Source organism: Olleya sp. KKT75, from assembly GCF_055635485.1.
Map to the genome: position 1 here is coordinate 3,388,282 of NZ_CM145759.1, position 19,197 is coordinate 3,407,478.

A 19,197-nucleotide genomic window follows, 5' to 3' on the forward strand; every position below is an offset into this window, starting at 1 on the left:
TATCTGTGATTTATTTGCTAACTTTAGTGCTTAAACACGCAACGAAATCATACACAAACCCGTTAGCTACAAGTTTAACAAAACTCATATGAATGAAATTCCAGATGAATTAAAAGAATTCTATAACTCAATTGAAAATCTGAATTCATTGAGTATTTGGAATATTCAAAGAGAACTTAAACCAACAAAAAGAATAAAAGGCGATTGGAAAAAAAAGCTAATCGTTGAGAGAAAATCATTAAACTATAATTTAAATAAAGGAGAATTAATAACCAATGTTCAAGTTACTGATACGAAAGGTCAAATAGCGAGCATTGGATTAGACAAAGATGACCTTGAATATTTAAAGAATAGGTTAGAGACAACTGAAAATACTTGGTTAAAATCCAGATATTCACATTTATTATGGCAAGGAACAAAGCATAACAAATATGCAGAAATTGCAATTGACAATTATATCCAAACGATAAATAGAATTAAGGCAGAAGAAGCTCGTGAATTACCAATAATTCTATCTGCCATATTGCACATTTCAAAAATATCAAAGAAGAAAATAGATATAGCTAAAGAGACAGCTATAACATTAGTTAATGACTTACCAAAATGGTTTAAACCAAACATCTTAAACTCTATTTTAGATAATAATACGCTCTCAAAAGAAGAATTAAATGATATAGCATCTAAATTACCAAAATGGATTGAAGATGATAAACCAGTTTCATATTTCACTAATAAAAACAAACTCGAAACTGGAATTAGACTTTATAATTTAATTGGACTTCCTCTAAATGAACTGTATGAATTATTAGCAAAAAACGAAGACCTAATTTTAGAACAACATCAAGAAGACACTGATTTTGTTAAGTTTACTACAATCGGAACAAAAGCAAAATATTTAAGACTTGCAGGTAAAATAGAAGAAGCTGAAGAAAATCTAAAAGAATATAATAGACTAAAGCAAACGGTAAAACTTGGAAAAGTAAATTGGGAACTTGGTGAGAAGGAAACAGAAATGTTTAATGAGTATCTAAATATGAAATCAAAAATCATTTTGGATATGCCAACAGACGGAATTCTTGCTTTCTTTTCGATAAATGAAGATATTCTTGTTGACCCAATTGAAAATGAAGAAAATGCAAAAAAATCTATAAAAAATTCTATTAGTAATCTATTCATTACCAGCGTTTTTGATATAAACAGTAATTTTAAAAATCTTGAAGATTCGGGTAAAATTGACAAAGAAATAATTCAAAGCTACACAATTGCTCACGGAGTTAAATGCTTTAGTCTTTTCTTAAAAGTATTCGTTGATGGAATTATAACAGGTAAACTAAATTATTATAAAATATTCGAGTTTTTAGAAGTCCAAACGTGGTATGGAATGAAATTCAAAAGAGGAATGACTGACAATGAGATTGACCAAAACTCATCTTGGTTGACAATGCTTGCACCTGGAATTCATAATTTATTTGCACAATTTGAACTTTCCGTTTTAATGAATACTAATAAAATAAATAATTTCATATTAGCTATGGATTCATTGACTGTAAAGTTTGAAGGTGCCTTGAGAGATTTTATTCGCTTATCTGGTGGAAATACGTCCACTTCAAAAAGAGGAGAAATAAAAGAACAGCTTCTTGAAGAATTATTGGATAATCCAACAACCAAAAAACACTTTACAGCAAAAGACATTGAATTGTTCAAATACACTTTCACACAAAAGGGAAAGAATTTAAGGAATAATATTGCTCATTCATTTTTACAATATTCGGACTATAATTTACAAGCAGTTACATTAGTTTTTTTCTGTATCTTAAGACTTGGGAAATATACATTTGAAGAAAAAACCAGTAGCTAACACTGTATATAATTTATTGCTAGATTACGTGCTTAAAACACGTAACTAATCATACATAAAGACGTTAGTTTAATACATTCATCACCATGAAAAAATTTCTATTTTTAATATACTTTATCTCATTCCAGTTTGCTTTTAGTCAAACAATCGAATTAACGCCGAAAGGAATTATGAATTCTGACGATTTAAATAAGAGTTATGTTGTAATAAAAATTCCTAAAAAAAATGCTTCTGAATTATATAATAACTCAATAGCATTTATTCAAAAAAACTATAAAAATCCTGAATTTGTTACAAAAGGAAATATTGAAAACAAATTTATAAGTTTCAGTACGCATACAAACAAAATTGCAACATATAATATTCCGCTTAATGGAAAACATAATATTGAATCAAATTATATGATTGCCTTAGAATTTAAGGATGGAAAAGTCAAATTTGAAGTGGTTTCCTTCGAAATGTATTATATGTATCAAAATAAAAAAATAACCTTTAATGTAAATAAAAACTTTAGTGGCTGGAGTGTATTCAATAAAAAAGGCAAAATAATTAAAAGAGCTATAAATACTAAATTAGAAATAGAATCATATTTCAATAGTTTTATAGAAACTCTAAAAAACAACATTGCTGATAAAGTTGATAAAGAGAATGATTGGTAAAACTACTGCAAACGAAATATATAATTTATAGCTAGTTCTAGCAAACTTATGAGAATACTCGTGGGTTTTCTATTTGATATTTATTAGCTTTATTAGTTGCTCTGAAAGGAAAATCCGTTGGAGATACATTTAAAATTAGGGATTTAGATAATTATGTTAGAGTATGAGAAACATTATAATAAAGATATTTAGTTAGAAAATGAACTTGAGAAGTTCAAAAAATTTTAGACTAATACTACCGCAGTTTCCGCAAAATAAAAAATTAATTTTCTCACAGAAACAAAACATTATTATTTATGAAATCAATAAATGAATTAACTTCAATTTTTTCTGAATATGAAAACAGCAAAGAACATTGTATAGAAATAAAAAAAGGACTTGGTTGGGAAATTAAAATTTTCACACCCTTTGAAAGAGATGGAAAAAAAATATTTTCTTTCCGATTATATGGAAAAACAACTGGAAGCAAATACGCCAATGAATTTAAATGGTATGGAGGTGTCGATTATTCACATGATTTAAATACATTACAGTTAGAAAGATATGAATACGAACACAAATTAAATGATTTGGTTATAAAAAAATCAAGCATTTTAAATTTACTAAAAACAATATAATTTTATAGTCAAAAAACCAAGTTCAAAACCAGATAATTAACCTAATTTAAACTTGGTTTCATTTTAAAACACCACAAAAAAACTACCCTAAAAGCGTAGCAATTTCAGTAAACTTCTTATCCACCGCATACTCCAAAGCTGTCTTACCATCGTTATCTTTAATGGTTGCATCTGCGTTATGATCTAAAAGTAGTTTTACTATGTCTACTTTATTGTATTGTGTGGCAAAGGTCAAAGCAGTTGTTCCGTTGGCATTTACTGCATTTAAATCGGCACCATTTTCAATTAAATACTGGGCAAAAGCGACGTTTCCTTTAAAACTAACACCAATTAAAGCTGTATTTCCTGAGGCATCTTTAGCGTTAATAGGCGCGTTATGTTCTACTAAAATTTTAGTGGCAGCTTCGTTATCAAAATAAGTGGCTAAAATTAAGGGTGTAAAACCACGCTGATCTTTAGAGTCTGCTAATTTAGGATTAGCACTTAACAATGCTTTTAAAGTGGCATTATCGTTATTTTTTATACTTTCAAAAAGGGTCTTTATAGTTTCCATTTTGGATATTTTTTATAAAAAAAAGGAATGCGTTGTTAGACCCATTCCTTTTATAATTACTGTATTGTTTATTATTTTAAATCAAAACGATCTAAGTTCATCACTTTAGTCCAAGCTGCTACAAAGTCTTTTACAAAACGCTCTTGACCATCGTTAGCACCATATACTTCCGCAATAGCTCTTAACTCTGTGTTAGAACCAAAGATTAAATCGGCACGTGTCCCAGTAAATTTAACGTCGTTAGTTTTACGGTTACGTCCTTCAAAAACAGTTTGATCATCATCAGTAGCTTTCCAAGTATAAGTAAAGTCTAATATGTTTTTAAAGAAATCGTTAGTTAAATGTCCTCTATTTTCTGTAAAAACACCATGATTTGAACCATCATAATTAGCACCTAACACACGTAAACCACCAACAAGAACCGTCATTTCTGGTACTGATAAGGTTAATAAGTTAGCACGATCTATTAATAAATCTTCTGCTGCAATCTTAATGCCTGGTTTGATATAGTTTCTAAAGCCATCCGCTAAAGGTTCTAAATAACCAAACTGTTCGATATCTGTTTGTGCTTGCGTTGCATCTCCTCTACCTTGAGTAAATCCTGGTGTTAACGTATACCCTGCATTTTTAACTGCTTGTTCTACTCCAACATTACCGGCTAATACAATTAAATCGGCTAAAGAGACTTCGCCTTTAAAGTCAGCTTTAATGCCTTCTAATATTATTAAAACCGCATCCAATTCTGCTGGATTATTTACTGCCCAACTGCGTTGTGGTTCTAATCTAATTCTAGAACCATTAGCACCACCTCTTTTATCCGATCCTCTAAACGTTGACGCAGATGCCCAAGCGGTAGTTACCATTTGAGAAATAGTTAATCCTGAGTCTAAAATAGCGTCTTTTAAAGTTGTAATATCTGCATTACTTAATGTGTAAGTTACTGCTGGTACTGGATCTTGCCATAACAATTCTTCTTTAGGGACTTCTGGTCCTAAATAACGTGACACAGGACCTAAGTCACGGTGTGTTAATTTGTACCAAGCACGTGCAAATGCATCTTCAAAGGCTTTATGGTCTGCGTGAAAACGTTTAGAAATCTCTAAATATGCAGGATCCACTTTTAAAGCGATATCTGCGGTAGTCATCATTAAATCTTGTCTACCATTAGCATCTCCTGCTTTTGGTGCACGTTTAGCATTAGAAGCTGCTGTTGGCTTCCATTGGTGTGCACCCGCTGGACTTTTTGTAAGCTCCCAGTCATAGTTTAATAACACGTCAAAATAGTCCGCATCCCATTGTGTTGGGTTTGGTGTCCATGCCCCTTCAATCCCACTAGTAATAGTGTCATCCAAAACACCTGTACCAAAGCTATTTTTCCAACCGGTACTCATTTCTTCAATTGCTGCGCCATGCGGCTCTTTGCCAACATATTTATTTGGATCTGCTGCACCGTGTGCTTTACCAAAGGTATGCCCACCTGCAACTAGAGCTACGGTTTCTTCATCATCCATTGCCATTCTACCAAAAGTTTCTCTAACATCATGTGCTGATCCTAATGGATCTGGAACACCGTTTGGTCCTTCTGGGTTTACATAAATCCATCCCATCATTACTGCTGCTAACGGATCTTCTAAATCGCCATTTTCGTAACGGTCTTCATTTGCACCCCATTCTGTTTCGCTTCCCCAGTATACATCTTGTTCTGGTTCCCAAACATCTTCACGTCCCGCAGCAAAACCAAACGTTGGAAAGCCCATAGACTCTAACGCACAGTTACCAGCAAGAATCATTAAATCTGCCCAAGATATTTTGTTACCATATTTTTGTTTAATTGGCCATAATAATAAACGTGCCTTATCTAAGTTACCATTATCTGGCCAACTATTAATAGGTGCAAAACGTTGGTTTCCTGCTCCTGCACCACCACGTCCATCACCAACTCTATAGGTTCCGGCACTATGCCAAGCCATACGTATCATTAATCCACCGTAATGTCCATAATCTGCAGGCCACCAGTCTTGAGAGTCTGTCATTAAATCTGTAACATCCTTTTTAAGCGCCACAAAATCTAAACTGGCAAATGCTTCTGCATAATCAAAATCGTCTCCCATTGGATTTGATTTTGAAGCATTTTGACGTAAAATGTTTAATTTTAATTCGTTTGGCCACCAATCTCTATTTTCAACTCCTCCTCCCGAAGTATGTTTAACAGTTCCACTTAAAAAAGGGCACTTGCTTGCGTCTCCACTATTACTATGATCCATATGATATGTTTTTTTACGTTTTAATTTTTGATAAAACTAATCTATTACTTAATCGATAATCGATAAATAAAATTGATTGTATTTATTTTAGCATAACTTTTACTTATACAGCTTATCACCTATTAGGTCTTTAAAGTTAACCAAACCTAACTAATCAAACAAAAAAAAGGCTACTTCTATTACAAAGTAGCCTTTAATTAAGCTTAATAAATCCCTAGTAAATTAAGACTTAGGTAATACTACAGTATCAATAACATGAATCACACCGTTAGATTGATTAACATCTGCGATAGTTACTTTTGCTGAGTTTCCGTTTTGATCCGTGATGTACACGTCCTTATCTTTTAACCAAGCAGTAAGCGTCCCACCACTAACTGTTGTGATTGTCGCTTTTCCGTTTCCTTTTTTAATTAACTTTAAAAGGTCTTTTGCATTTATTTTTCCTGCCACCACATGGTTTTTTAATACCGTTTGTAATGTTTCTAAATTTTCAGGTTTTAATAATGTCTCTACTGTACCTTCTGGTAATTTTTCAAAAGCAGCGTTAGTTGGTGCAAATACAGTAAATGGTCCTTCGCTAGATAAAGTGTCTACTAATCCTGCTGCTTTTACTGCTGCTACTAATGTGGTATGATCTTTAGAGTTTACCGCGTTTGCAACAATAGTTTTACTTGGATACATCTCTGCGCCACCAACCATAACTGTTTTTTCGGTTTTCATTTTGTCTTTTTTCATCATCTTATCTTGAGAAAAACCGCTGATTGATGTAAATAATGCGACTGTAAATACTGCTGATTTAATTAATGTTGTAGTGTTCATAATTTTAGTGTTTTATTAAAATGGTTATTTATTTGTTACAGCCATATAAACGAGAACACAAGCAAGGCGGTTTTTAAAAAATAGACGTTTAACACTTTATTAACTAAACCATAGTAGCAATCCATTGATTTTCAGATTCAATTTTAAAAATGAATAAAAAAAGAAAACAAATAGTTTAAACATCTATTTATTGTTAATTTTATACTTTAACCAAAACAATTCAAAATGGCAAAAATAACATTAGGCGGTACTCCTGTCGAAACAATAGGAAATCTTCCAGAAGTTGGATCTCAAGCTCCAGAATTTACTTTAACTGCAAGTGATTTATCAATTCAAAAACTATCAGATTTTAAAGGACACAAAGTGGTTTTAAATATCTTTCCAAGTGTTGATACTGGTACTTGTGCAACCTCTGTACGTTCTTTTAATAAAGAAGCTGCAGAAATGAAAAACACTAAAGTATTATGTATCTCTAGAGATTTACCATTTGCACAAGCCCGTTTTTGTGGTGCAGAAGGGCTTGATAATGTAGTGATGTTATCAGATTTTAAAACAGGACAGTTTGGTAAAGACTATGGTTTAGAGTTTGCTACTGGTCCTTTTGAAGGATTAGATTCTAGATGCGTTGTTGTTTTAGATGAAAATGGCGTTGTAAAATATACAGAACAAGTACAAGAAGTTGCTGACGAACCTAATTACAAAGCGTCACTTGAGGCGTTATTAAATGAGTAAAAAAGAACCTTTTGTAATCAATCGTTTAAAAAGTGTAGGGTATGCCTTTAAAGGCATGCTCTTACTTTTAAAGACAGAAGCTAGTATAAAAATTCAGTTTTGTATTGCTGTTATTATGACCATAGGTGGTTTTTATTACAACATATCTTCTACAGAATGGATAATGCAATGCTTTGCCATAGGATTAGTAATGAGTATAGAAGGTGTTAATACCGCTATTGAGGCTATTGCCGATTTTATCCATCCTGAACATCACGAAAAAATTGGTTTTATTAAAGATATTGCTGCTGGTGCTGTTTTTATAGCGTCTATAGCTGCATCCATCATTGGTTTGATTATTTATATTCCAAAGGTATTTTAAACAATTATCCATTAGGATAAACGTTAACTATTTGTATTTTTACCCAAACTAAAACCCAATAATGGCTAAAGCAAAAAAAACAGTTAAACCTAAAAAGAAAATCAGCATTAAAACCCCTGATTTTAAACTAAGTAGTCAACAAAAATTAGTTCTTGGGAGCTTCTTGATTATCTTAGGTGTCTTGTTTTTTATCGCTTTTTTATCCTATTTATTTACCGGAAAAATTGATCAAAGCGCGTTAAGTGAGTTTGCATCAAGAGATATTGAAACAAAAAACTGGCTAAGTAAGCTTGGTGCTTGGATCAGTGATCTGTTTATCCAACGTGGTTTTGGTATTGCTGCTTTTATTATTTCTGGACTCACCTTTTTATCTGGAGTATACGTACTAACGGACTTGAGTAAAGACAAATTACGTAAGCATTGGTTTTGGGGGATTTTAGTAATGATTTGGTTATCTGTTCTTTTTGGATTTTTTACTTACAAAAATGATAGCCTTAGCGGAACAATAGGTTTTGAAATTAATAGCTTTTTTCAAGATTATATTGGTAAGATTGGAACCATCCTACTATTGGCATTCGCATTTATTAGCTACCTAGCTATTAGATTTAAATTTACGCCACAACGTATTGCTGCTATATTTAAGAAAGCAAAAAACAATATTAAAGACGATTTTAATGAAGACTTTGTGCCTGTTGATAATGCACATTCTGATGAAGCCGAAGACATAAAATCTGCTTTTGATGTCGATAAAAAAGTAGAACCTACAATTTCTAATCATTCAAAAATTGAAGCTAACAAACCTATCGAGCTAACACAAGAACCTGTTAAACCTGTTGTCAAAGCAGCTGTAACATCGCCTCCAATTGAAATTGAAATTCCGAAAGTTGAAGAAGAGGAAGAATTACCAATGGAAATTGAAGTTGAAGCAGTAAAAGAAGAACTGTCTGAAACTGATAATTTAGCGAATAAGTTAGTGGAAGACTTTGGACAGTTTGATCCAACTTTAGAGTTAGGTAATTATCAATTTCCGCCTTTAGATTTACTTAAAAAGTACGATAACGAAGGGGTTACTATTAACCAAGAGGAATTAGAAGAAAACAAAAACCGTATTGTAGATACATTAAATAACTACAAAATCGGAATTTCTAGTATTAAAGCAACCATTGGGCCTACCGTAACGTTATACGAGATTGTACCAGAAGCTGGTGTTAGAATTTCAAAAATTAAAAACTTAGAAGACGATATTGCACTATCCTTATCCGCTTTAGGAATTAGGATTATTGCCCCTATTCCTGGAAAAGGAACGATTGGTATTGAGGTGCCAAACAAAAATTCGACAATAGTATCGATGCGTTCTGTAATTGCCTCTCAAAAATTCCAAAAAACAGAAATGCATTTACCAATTGCAATTGGTAAAACTATTAGTAATGAAACTTTAGTTATTGACTTAGCAAAAATGCCTCACCTATTAATGGCAGGTGCTACAGGACAAGGTAAATCTGTTGGTTTAAATGCCGTATTAACGTCATTACTATACAAAAAGCATCCTGCGGAAGTTAAATTTGTATTAGTCGATCCTAAGAAAGTAGAATTGACGTTATTCAATAAAATTGAAAGACACTATTTAGCTAAACTTCCTGATGAAGCAGAAGCTATTATAACAGATAATACCAAGGTTATACATACATTAAACTCGTTATGTATAGAAATGGACAACCGTTACGAAATGCTTAAAAATGCATTGTGTCGTAACATTGTAGAATACAATACTAAATTTAAAGCACGTAAATTAAATCCAAACGATGGACATGCGTATTTACCATACATTGTTTTGGTGGTAGATGAGTTTGCAGATTTAATTATGACTGCAGGAAAAGAAGTAGAAACCCCTGTTGCACGTTTAGCGCAATTAGCACGTGCCATTGGTATCCACTTAATTATAGCAACACAACGTCCTTCTGTAAATGTTATTACAGGTATTATAAAAGCCAATTTCCCGGCACGTATCGCCTTTAGAGTATCTAGTAAGATAGATTCTAGAACTATTTTAGATGCGGGTGGTGCAGATCAACTAATAGGACGTGGAGATATGTTATACACACAAGGTAATGATATGATCCGTGTACAATGTGCATTTGTGGACACGCCAGAGGTAGAAAAAATTGTCGATTTTATTGGGAATCAAAAAGCATATCCTGATGCGTATTTGTTACCAGAATATGTAGGTGAAGAAAGTGGCACAAGTCTTGATGTAGATATATCAGACAGAGATATTTTGTTTAAAGATGCTTGTCAAATTATTGTTACAGCACAACAAGGTTCTGCTTCCTTATTACAACGTAAATTAAAACTAGGTTACAACCGCGCAGGTCGATTAATTGATCAATTAGAAGCTGCAGGTATTGTAGGAGGTTTTGAAGGTAGTAAAGCCAGACAAGTGTTAGTACCAGATTTAATAGCTCTTGATCAACTATTAGAAAACGAAAAGAAATAAATTACATTTAAAATGAAAAAATTATTAGTATTATTTTTATTAGCTAGCAGTACCATTTTTGCACAAGATAACGATGCAAAAAAGTTACTTAATGAAGTGTCTGCTAAAGCAAAAGGTTATGATAACATTGCTATAGATTTTAAATATGTTTTAGAAAATAGCGAAGAAAACATCAAACAAGAAACTAAAGGTGACGTAGTGATGCAAGGCGAAAACTATCGCTTAAACATCCTAGGTATTACACGTATTTTTGATGGTACAACTATTTACAGTATCAGTCCTGAAGATGAAGAAGTGACTGTCTCTAAAGGTAGTGACCAAGATGAAAGTACAATTACACCAAGTAAAATGTTGTCTTTTTATAAAGAAGGGTTTACTTATAAAATGGACATCATACAAGATGTTAGTGGAAGAAAGATACAATATGTAAAGTTAATTCCTATTGATTCAAATTCTGAAATCAAATATGTACTGCTAGGTGTTGACACTAAAACAAAACATATTTACAGATTAATTGAAGTTGGAAAAAATGGTACAAAAACAACTTTAACTGTAAATTCTTTTAAAACTAATGAGCCTTTATCAAAATCCTTATTTACCTTTGACGAAACAAAGTACAAGGACTATTACATCAATAAACTGGATTAATCTTAAGTGAAAATATTAGATAGGTACATATTAAAATCATATCTTAAAACCTTTATCAGCGTGTTTGTTATACTCATGCTGATTTTTGTTTTACAAGCCATTTGGTTATATATTAAAGAATTAGCAGGTAAAGACTTAGACTTAGCAACAGTCCTAAAGTTTTTGATGTACATAACACCTACGCTAATTCCTTTAATTTTACCACTTACAATCTTATTGGCTTCTATTATGGTTTTTGGTAATTTTGCCGAGAATTATGAGTTTGCAGCCATGAAATCTACAGGTATATCCCTGCAACGGGCCATGTCAGGCTTAGGGATTTTTATTGTTGGCTTATCCGTACTAACCTTCTTTTTTAGTAATAATGTTATTCCTTGGGCGGAATACAATAGTTATAACCTACGTAAAAACATTGCTAAAGTAAAACCGGCAATGATTATTGCAGAAGGACAGTTTAATGATATCGATGAAAGTTTCAATATAAAAGTTGTAGAAAAATCTGGGTTAAACGGTAAGTTTTTAAAAGGAATTACAATACATCAAAAAAGCGGTAAAGGCTTTTCTGGTAACTACACAACAATAATAGCTAAAACTGGAGAACTAGCTAGTGCTGAAGATTCCAATATTTTAAAACTAATCCTACATGATGGCTATTATTATGATGATACTCCTCCTAAAAAAATAGCTGACCGTAACAAAAAGCCTTTTACTAAAGTTGCTTTTAAAAAGCACGTTATGAATATGGACTTATCTAAATTAAATAATATTGATTTAGACGAGAAAAATATTGATAGTAAATATACCATGCTAAATGTTGCGGAGTTAAATGAGGCTATTGACTCATTAAAAACAGACCGTAATAATGTTATTGAAGAATTTTCAACTGCTTTATTTGCCAGAACCAATTTAGCAACATTAAACTTAACCGTAAATGCTAAAAAAGACAGTGTTTATGATGGCGTAATACTTGATATTTTTAATGATAAGCGTAAAATACAAATTTTAGACTACGCTATTAATAGTATCTCTAGTACACAACAAATTATAAAGTCAAAAAAAGGTCAAATCAAAGTTAAAAATTCTTCGATTTATAAACACGGAATACAATTACATAAAAAGTTTGCTTTGGCTGTTGCTTGTATTATACTCTTTTTTGTTGGTGCACCATTGGGCGCATTAATAAGAAAAGGAGGATTAGGATTACCAATGGTAATAGCTATTGTATTATTTTTAAGCTATCACTTTATTGGTCTATTTGCAGAGAATAGCGCAAAAAATGGAAACCTCCATCCCGCCCTCTCCGCATGGTTCTCAACCTTAATCATGCTACCTTTAAGTATCTTTTTAACCAAGCGAGCAACGCAAGATCGCGGTATTTTTGAATTTGATCATATTACTGAGCCAATTAAGCAATGGTTCAACCAAAAATTTAATAAAGGAAAACTACAAGTTAATGCTTTAGACAATGATGCTGTTATTGTATATTTTGAAGACAAAGACATTCAAAATAATAAAATACTCTCAAAAATAAGCAGTGTAAGTTTTGCTATTGCCATAGTATTAGCACTGCTGTACTTTGTACTAAAAAACAATAAACTACCACAAATTGCAACTGCAGGATTACAAATAAGTGCGATTGCATTAATAGTATTTGTGTTTAACTATATAAAATCTTGTACTTCTTTTAATAGTTTAATTTCTAAAACCGAGCATAAAAAAGAAACGATAGTACAACAAGTTATTGGGGCTATTATATACCCTTTAACTAACTTTTTACGTAAGCAAAAACTATCTATAGGTACTAATTACAATGGTTTAAAACCACAGTCGATAATTGATGTGACAGAAAAAGCTCCTATTGTTTTAACGGATGCAGATACTAAAGACTATAGGATAATTTCAAGATTAAGTCTTTTATTCTTTACCATTACAGCGATATTATTTGTCTCTTATTTTATATTAAAAAACAATAAGCAACCACAGTTAGCATTAGCAGGCATACAAATTAGTGCTATCAGTTTTATTGTATTTATTTATAATTACGTAAAATCATACTTTGCTTACAATACAATAATACAGACGTTAAAACAGAAAAAAGAAAGCCCATTTTTGACGCTATTAGGCTTTATAGGTTACCCATTAGTACACTTTAAAAGGCGCCAAAAAACAAACGCTTAGCTACACTAAGTAATAAATATGCAATATCTTTGCAGCACAACACATTTATTATGATTACTACAGATAAAGAAAACAAAACTTCTTTTCAATTAAATACAATTGAAGAAGCTATACAAGACATTAAAGCAGGAAAAGTTATTATAGTCGTTGATGACGAAGACAGAGAAAACGAAGGAGACTTTGTGGCTGCTGCCGAATTAGTAACACCAGAAATGATAAACTTTATGGCCACTCACGGTCGTGGTTTAATCTGTACACCTTTAACAGAGCAACGTTGTGAGGAATTAGATTTACACATGATGGTTACCAATAATACAGATCATATGGAGACCGCATTTACGGTTTCTGTAGATTTAAAAGGTAAAGGTGTTACTACGGGTATATCTGCAGGAGATAGAGCTAAAACAGTTAAAGCATTGACTAATGGAGAGACTAAACCTTTTGATTTAGCAAGACCAGGTCATATTTTTCCTTTAGTTGCTAAAGAAGGTGGTGTTTTAAGACGAACAGGACATACAGAAGCAGCTATAGATTTTGCAAGACTAGCAGGTTTACAACCAGCGGGAGTTATTGTAGAAATTATGAACGAAGACGGAACAATGGCACGTTTACCTCAATTAATTGAAGTTGCTAAAAAGTTTGACTTAAAACTAGTATCTATCGAAGCTTTGATTGCTTATAGAATGGATCACGATTCTTTAATTGTAAAGAAAGATGATTTTGATATTGAAACTAGATTTGGTAGTTTTAGATTAAGAGCTTACCAACAAACAACAAATAACCAAGTACATATTGCCTTAACTAAAGGGGATTGGAAAAAAGAAGATACCGTTTTAACACGTGTTAATTCTACTTTAGTAAATAATGATATTTTAGGAACATTAACCAACAATGCTGACGAAAAATTAGATGACATGTTCCGTGTTATTAACGAGGAAGGAAAAGGAGCTATCCTATTTATCAATCAGGAAGCTGAATCGATGAATCTTTTACAACGTTTATCATTATTAAAAAGTGAGCAAAAACCAAATACTATTGTAAAAGCACCAGCAATTGCAATGGATAGTAGAGATTTTGGAATTGGAGCACAAATACTTCATGATTTAAACATTCATAAATTAAAACTAATTTCTAATTCTCAACAAACTAAACGTGTTGGAATGATAGGATATGGTTTAGAGATTGTAGAGTACGTCGCTTACTAAGCTAATTATAAGACATAAAAAAAAGCTCCAATTATAATAATTGGAGCTTTTTTTATAATTATGTTTTACTAAAGTGATTCTTTTATGGCTTCTACCATAAGTTTAGCGCGTTGTTTTGTTTCTTCTTCCGTCCAAGATAACTTGATTAAACAAGAAATATTTCTACCAATAAAATGGTCTGATTTTTCAAATGTTTTGTCTTTTAGATATGCTAGTCCGTCTTTAACTTCTTTAGAAACTGGATATAAGGTTTTTATATCTTTTAAATGATCCCATTTTCTAATATAATGCCAGTTGTTATCATAATAATGAAAACAAACATCTACTCCTTTATCTTTAAATGCAGCCGATGTTTTTCTTGTCGTTTCTAAATTTGGTAAAAAGAAACTTAAAAAAGCATAACTCTCTTCTCCTCCTTCGGGTACAGTTCTAAATGTCACCTCAGGAATAGCTGATAACGCCTCTCTTAAAATGGTATAGTTTTTTTTCTGAATGGCAATAAAGTCTTTTAAACGTCTAACTTGTGCTAAACCTACAGCAGCATTCAATTCTGATATTCGGAAATTATAACCTAAGTAAGGATGTGTCTCTGCCCCTCTATCACTCCCAATATGGTCATGACCGTGATCTGTAAACAAATCCGCATGTTTTGCATACTCTGGATTATTAGTAACTACTGCTCCACCTTCTCCACAAGTTATTGTTTTAACAAAGTCAAAACTAAAACATCCTAAGTCACCATAGGTACCTAAAGACTTTCCTTTATAGGTTCCTCCAATAGCTTGACAAGCATCTTCTACCAGTTTTAAGTTATGATCATCCGCTATTTGTTTAAGCGCATCTAAATTAGCCATACTACCACACATATGTACAGGCATGATTGCTTTTGTTTTAGATGTAATAGCAGCCTTAACCGCTTCTGGGTTTAAGGTTAATGTATCATCTATATCCACTAATACAGGAATAGCACCCAACATCATAATAGCTTCAAAACTAGCGACAAACGTAAAACAAGGCATAATTACCTCATCTCCTGCTCCAATACCCGCTAAAGCTAAAGCTACAGATACAGCTGCTGTCCCGTTAGTTACTAATTGTGCGTGATTAACCTGTAGTGTTTTTTGTATTTCTGATTCTAAAGACTTTGCTTTATAATGTCCATTACGCATGCCATCAAAACCATAACGCATTAATACTCCATTATCTAGTACATCTTCTACTTCTTTTCGCTCTAAATCTCCAAAGCTTTCAAATCCTGGCATCTATATATTTTTTGTTATTAGTCAAATTTAAAAGAATTTAAGCTATAAAAAAAACGCCTCAAACTTAATTTGGGCGTTTTTTAAATGTCTTATATTCTTGTAGTCTAGTAATTTTCTAGAATCGCTTCTATAAAAGCAAAATGTCTGTCTGTTTCTCTTAAAAAAGTATAACCAGATAATTCTCCTATAATATGTAATTGATCATTTAAAGCTACTAAATTAGGGTAACCTCCTGATGTATTGTATTTACTAACAACATTATTGTTTTTTTCTTGTTGCTCTTTAGAGATGATGTCCGTACGTCTTGGCATATCAATCATTAGAAGTACAAATTGGTCTGCTTTTTCTTCAAAAGCTTCTGTGTAGAAAAAATCTTTTTTCAACATTTTACAAGGTGCACACCAATCGCTTCCTGTAAAATAAATTAAAATTGGCTTTTTAGAGCTTATTGATTCTTGTTTAGCTTCTGCTAAATCTGTCAGCCAATTTAAATTAGATGAATAATCTTCGTAATCATCATCCTGCGCAAGCATTGAAAATGATACACATAAAGTAAATACAAGCAGTAATTTTTTCATTTTTTAATAAATTTAATGCATTACAAAAGTATTGCTTTTTATGAAATAACAATAATCTTGCCACTTTATTGTGTTAACGCATAATTACGGTGTCTTTTATTGGACGCCTTACTTTTTGTAAGTCCGCCATAAAATCGTCTTTAGCTCTATATCCAATTGGCATTACTAAAACCGATTTAAGCTTAAGCGCTTCCAATCCTAAAACAGTATCGTAATCCGATGGGCTAAAACCTTCCATTGGACAAGCATCAATATTTAATAATGCACAAACCGTCATTATATTACCTAAAGCCAAATAGGCTTGTTTTACAGCCCAAGCTTCTTTTTCTGATTGTGATTTGTTTTTAAAATCTTCGATTAAAAATGTTTTAAAAGGATCTAAAATAGCATCTTCCGTATTTCTAATAGATTTAACCCTATCAAAATAACTAGTAATAAATGTAGTATCCATCTGCGATTCTATACAAAATACTAATAGATGAGAAGCCTCTCCTACTTGTTTTTGATTGAAAGAAACCGGAACCAATTGTGATTGTAAGTCTTTATCCTTAATAACCATCAATTTTAATGGTTGTAAACCATAAGACGTAGCAGTTAGGTTAAAAGCTTCTGTAAGCGCTTTTATATCTTTATCTGAAACTAACCGTTGTGTATCAAAACTTTTTGTGGCGTATCTCCAGTTAAGTTGCTTTATTATATCCATATTTCAATTTTCGTCAAAAATAACGGTTATGCTTTTAATTTAGGTTAGAAAGCAATCAATTTATCTTATTAATTGATTACTAACAAACTATGACCTTGATTGAAAAAAAAACAAAAAAATCTTCTTTTTTATTTGAATAAAACTAAAATCCTATCTATATTTGCACTCGCAATTAGGGAATACCTAATGAGACACTTTGGAGAGTTGGCAGAGTGGTCGAATGCGGCAGTCTTGAAAACTGTTGAGGGTCACACCTCCAGGGGTTCGAATCCCTTACTCTCCGCAAAAAGCCTTACATTTTTATGTAAGGCTTTTTTATTTATAATACTTTAATTGTAATTACATGTTTTACAAGTGACTTGTGTTTTACATCAGTCCTCCAAAAAATACGTGACAAGCTATAAAGCCCATAACTGACATAATAATTCCCACTAAAAACACATTAAAAGATTTACGTAAGAGCTTAAATTTTCTATCGATTGTTTTCCCTAGATAGAAGGTGTCTTTTGCAATAGTTTTGTATAATTCATCTCCTTGATTCATTAACTGAGTAATACTATCCACATATTCAGCTTCTTCCATATCTTGAAAATTACCATAAAACATAAGATTTCGGGCACCTTTATCACCATGCACTAGTTCTGGACGTGTTGCAAATATAGCGTACGTTATAGATATCAAATTTGTAACAAGTATCATAACCACAGGAAAAATAAGATGTGGATCAGCATCTAACTGACTCATTACAGTACCGATTATTAATGACAAAATTAATGCATTAATTGAAATAAGAATGTTAGATTTTCTATCTATCATCGTATTTAAGGTGTACTGGTTTTTGGATAATAAACGAAACAACGTTTCGACACCACGCTCAGACCTTGGTTCAATTTTAGCTAATTTTTTCTTTAAAGATTTAAGTGTATCCTTATCAATCTTTAACTCATCCATAAGGTAGTTATCTTCTGCTTTTTCTGTTTTTTTACTACTCATATCAATACGTTGTAAATTAAGACTTATAATTCTTGTTAAGATTATAACAATTCAAGCTATTCTCTTCTCAGAACAGCAGTTAAAATGAGATTATTTACGGTGGATAAACCACACGACAACAATACCAAATAAAATATGTCCCATAACTAGTCCCATTAATACTAAAGCCATGTTACCAGAAGGCGCAGGCATTGTATCAAACATCTTACCCATTATTGTCATACTTACCTTTGCCATAACAGCTGCTATTACTCCAAAAACAACACCTTTTAGTACAACAGAATTAATCTTTTCAAACCAACCACTAATAACATAAGTATAAATTAGTGCAAACGAGACCCCAATCATAAAATGCATCATCCATCCAACCACTACGGGAGCTCCTAAAGTTGTCGCTAACATATGTGGCGGTTCCATTTTTGGCATTCCTAATTTTCCTGATATTACCATTAATACTGTCATGGCAATCGTTGCTATAATTCCGGCTACAATACTTTTTAAAAATTTATTATTCATCTTATTTATTTATTTTGTTTGTAATTGACTAATAGCTTCCTTAAAAAAGGAAACGCCATCAGCTTCTGTTGTATTTGATAATTCTAAAATTGCACCCGTAAACCCATCCGATTTCCACTCGCCAAGAGCTAAATTAGAAAAACCAGAAGTATCCATAGTTTTACCATTTTTATAACCAGAAATATAAAAATAGAATGTTTTTGAAACACTGTCGGGAATAGCTAAGCCCAATCCTATCGTGATATTACTATCTGGAAACGCCGTATAAATACCTGTATCAAAATGATGAGGCCAAACTCTACAAGGTGTCTCTAAATGGTATGCCTTTTTTAATTGTTGAATTACTTTTTCTACTAATACACGTTGTGCTGATAACGTTTTTAATCTATCAATATCCGATAATTTAAAAGTATAAGTAGCATCTATGGTATATGGTAAGTCATAATGAAACTTATAGGTATACAATTTATTAAGATTGCTTTTTGCGGTGTTTGAAAGCCATTGTAAAATTGTACTGTGCGTCGCACCATCCAGATTTAAACTTGTAGTCCCAGTTTTAGAGCTCCAAACCAGTGCAAAATTTTTGTAATCTAAACCTAATACGTCTTCGTTTTTAGAAAGTGTGTGCGTATATAAACATTGGTCTTTAATACTAAACCCTAAATTTGTATGACTATCATCGTCTTTTTTTTCAAGAAAACTAATTCCTGCTGCAGCTAAATATTGTGCTGCTAAATGCATTTGTTTTTCCATAATA

18 protein-coding genes and 1 tRNA gene are annotated in these 19,197 nt (G+C 32.0%); 10 read left to right on the forward strand and 9 right to left on the reverse strand.

The genetic code is table 11. From position 1 onward, the window contains the following. Window positions 1–88: 88 nt before the first annotated feature. The 3 genes from ACZ2G2_RS15150 to ACZ2G2_RS15160 all read left to right on the forward strand — a co-directional run bounded on the left by ACZ2G2_RS15150 (window position 89) and on the right by ACZ2G2_RS15160 (window position 3,134). A complete protein-coding gene (locus tag ACZ2G2_RS15150) occupies window positions 89–1,858 on the forward strand; it encodes a DUF4209 domain-containing protein (protein ID WP_470393116.1) in 1,770 nt (589 codons plus the stop codon). Window positions 1,859–1,944: 86 nt separating this feature from the next. Beyond that, window positions 1,945–2,517, forward strand: a complete 573-nt coding sequence (locus ACZ2G2_RS15155) for a hypothetical protein (protein WP_470393118.1) — start codon at window positions 1,945–1,947, stop codon at window positions 2,515–2,517. Window positions 2,518–2,813: 296 nt separating this feature from the next. Then, entirely contained in the window at window positions 2,814–3,134 is a 321-nt protein-coding gene (locus ACZ2G2_RS15160) for a hypothetical protein (protein ID WP_470393120.1), read from the forward strand. Between the two features lie 82 nt (window positions 3,135–3,216). Here the strand turns inward: ACZ2G2_RS15160 and ACZ2G2_RS15165 are convergent, their stop codons facing one another. The 3 genes from ACZ2G2_RS15165 to ACZ2G2_RS15175 all read right to left on the reverse strand — a co-directional run bounded on the left by ACZ2G2_RS15165 (window position 3,217) and on the right by ACZ2G2_RS15175 (window position 6,770). Continuing rightward, window positions 3,217–3,687, reverse strand: a complete 471-nt coding sequence (locus tag ACZ2G2_RS15165; RefSeq protein ID WP_470393121.1) for an ankyrin repeat domain-containing protein — start codon at window positions 3,685–3,687, stop codon at window positions 3,217–3,219. Window positions 3,688–3,758: 71 nt separating this feature from the next. Continuing rightward, entirely contained in the window at window positions 3,759–5,951 is a 2,193-nt protein-coding gene (gene katG / locus ACZ2G2_RS15170) for a catalase/peroxidase HPI (protein WP_090840276.1), read from the reverse strand. A 222-nt stretch (window positions 5,952–6,173) separates the two neighbouring features. Beyond that, window positions 6,174–6,770, reverse strand: a complete 597-nt coding sequence (locus ACZ2G2_RS15175) for a fasciclin domain-containing protein (protein ID WP_470393123.1) — start codon at window positions 6,768–6,770, stop codon at window positions 6,174–6,176. Window positions 6,771–6,995: 225 nt separating this feature from the next. Here ACZ2G2_RS15175 and tpx point away from each other — a divergent pair, with 225 nt between their 5' ends. The 6 genes from tpx (at window position 6,996) to ribB (ending at window position 14,388) form a co-directional block, all read left to right on the forward strand. Beyond that, the gene (tpx, locus tag ACZ2G2_RS15180; RefSeq protein WP_470393125.1) at window positions 6,996–7,502 is read left to right on the forward strand and encodes a thiol peroxidase; all 507 of its coding nucleotides are present in this window, start codon (window positions 6,996–6,998) and stop codon (window positions 7,500–7,502) included. Next, window positions 7,495–7,863, forward strand: a complete 369-nt coding sequence (locus ACZ2G2_RS15185) for a diacylglycerol kinase (protein ID WP_090840282.1) — start codon at window positions 7,495–7,497, stop codon at window positions 7,861–7,863. Before tpx ends, ACZ2G2_RS15185 begins: the two co-directional genes overlap by 8 nt. 61 nt (window positions 7,864–7,924) lie before the next feature. Beyond that, a complete protein-coding gene (locus ACZ2G2_RS15190) occupies window positions 7,925–10,357 on the forward strand; it encodes a DNA translocase FtsK (protein WP_470393126.1) in 2,433 nt (810 codons plus the stop codon). Window positions 10,358–10,369: 12 nt separating this feature from the next. Continuing rightward, window positions 10,370–11,005 (forward strand): outer membrane lipoprotein periplasmic chaperone LolA1, encoded by a 636-nt coding sequence (gene lolA1, locus ACZ2G2_RS15195; RefSeq protein ID WP_090840286.1) that lies wholly within the window; start codon window positions 10,370–10,372, stop codon window positions 11,003–11,005. Window positions 11,006–11,011: 6 nt separating this feature from the next. Further along, entirely contained in the window at window positions 11,012–13,183 is a 2,172-nt protein-coding gene (locus tag ACZ2G2_RS15200; RefSeq protein ID WP_470393128.1) for an LptF/LptG family permease, read from the forward strand. Between the two features lie 50 nt (window positions 13,184–13,233). Beyond that, the gene (ribB, locus tag ACZ2G2_RS15205) at window positions 13,234–14,388 is read left to right on the forward strand and encodes a 3,4-dihydroxy-2-butanone-4-phosphate synthase (protein WP_090840290.1); all 1,155 of its coding nucleotides are present in this window, start codon (window positions 13,234–13,236) and stop codon (window positions 14,386–14,388) included. 68 nt (window positions 14,389–14,456) lie between these two features. On the opposite strand, the gene ACZ2G2_RS15210 is transcribed toward ribB, so the two are convergent. The 3 genes from ACZ2G2_RS15210 to ACZ2G2_RS15220 all read right to left on the reverse strand — a co-directional run bounded on the left by ACZ2G2_RS15210 (window position 14,457) and on the right by ACZ2G2_RS15220 (window position 16,931). Continuing rightward, window positions 14,457–15,650 (reverse strand): DegT/DnrJ/EryC1/StrS family aminotransferase, encoded by a 1,194-nt coding sequence (locus ACZ2G2_RS15210; RefSeq protein ID WP_470393130.1) that lies wholly within the window; start codon window positions 15,648–15,650, stop codon window positions 14,457–14,459. Between the two features lie 104 nt (window positions 15,651–15,754). Further along, window positions 15,755–16,228, reverse strand: a complete 474-nt coding sequence (locus ACZ2G2_RS15215; RefSeq protein ID WP_090840296.1) for a thioredoxin family protein — start codon at window positions 16,226–16,228, stop codon at window positions 15,755–15,757. Window positions 16,229–16,301: 73 nt separating this feature from the next. Further along, window positions 16,302–16,931: an NAD(P)H-dependent oxidoreductase gene (locus ACZ2G2_RS15220; protein WP_470393132.1), complete on the reverse strand. Its 630-nt coding sequence runs from the start codon at window positions 16,929–16,931 to the stop codon at window positions 16,302–16,304. Between the two features lie 198 nt (window positions 16,932–17,129). On the opposite strand from ACZ2G2_RS15220, the gene ACZ2G2_RS15225 reads away from it, so the two are divergent. Beyond that, window positions 17,130–17,214 (forward strand) — tRNA-Ser (locus ACZ2G2_RS15225). Between the two features lie 83 nt (window positions 17,215–17,297). On the opposite strand, the gene ACZ2G2_RS15230 is transcribed toward ACZ2G2_RS15225, so the two are convergent. From ACZ2G2_RS15230 to ACZ2G2_RS15240, 3 genes are all read right to left on the reverse strand, one after another. Further along, window positions 17,298–17,924, reverse strand: coding sequence for a Pycsar system effector family protein (locus ACZ2G2_RS15230; RefSeq protein WP_101202594.1), 627 nt, complete (start codon window positions 17,922–17,924; stop codon window positions 17,298–17,300). A 90-nt stretch (window positions 17,925–18,014) separates the two neighbouring features. Further along, window positions 18,015–18,440 (reverse strand): DUF6789 family protein, encoded by a 426-nt coding sequence (locus tag ACZ2G2_RS15235; protein WP_090840302.1) that lies wholly within the window; start codon window positions 18,438–18,440, stop codon window positions 18,015–18,017. Between the two features lie 9 nt (window positions 18,441–18,449). Then, the gene (locus ACZ2G2_RS15240; protein WP_470393135.1) at window positions 18,450–19,193 is read right to left on the reverse strand and encodes a hypothetical protein; all 744 of its coding nucleotides are present in this window, start codon (window positions 19,191–19,193) and stop codon (window positions 18,450–18,452) included. Window positions 19,194–19,197 lie beyond the last annotated feature (4 nt).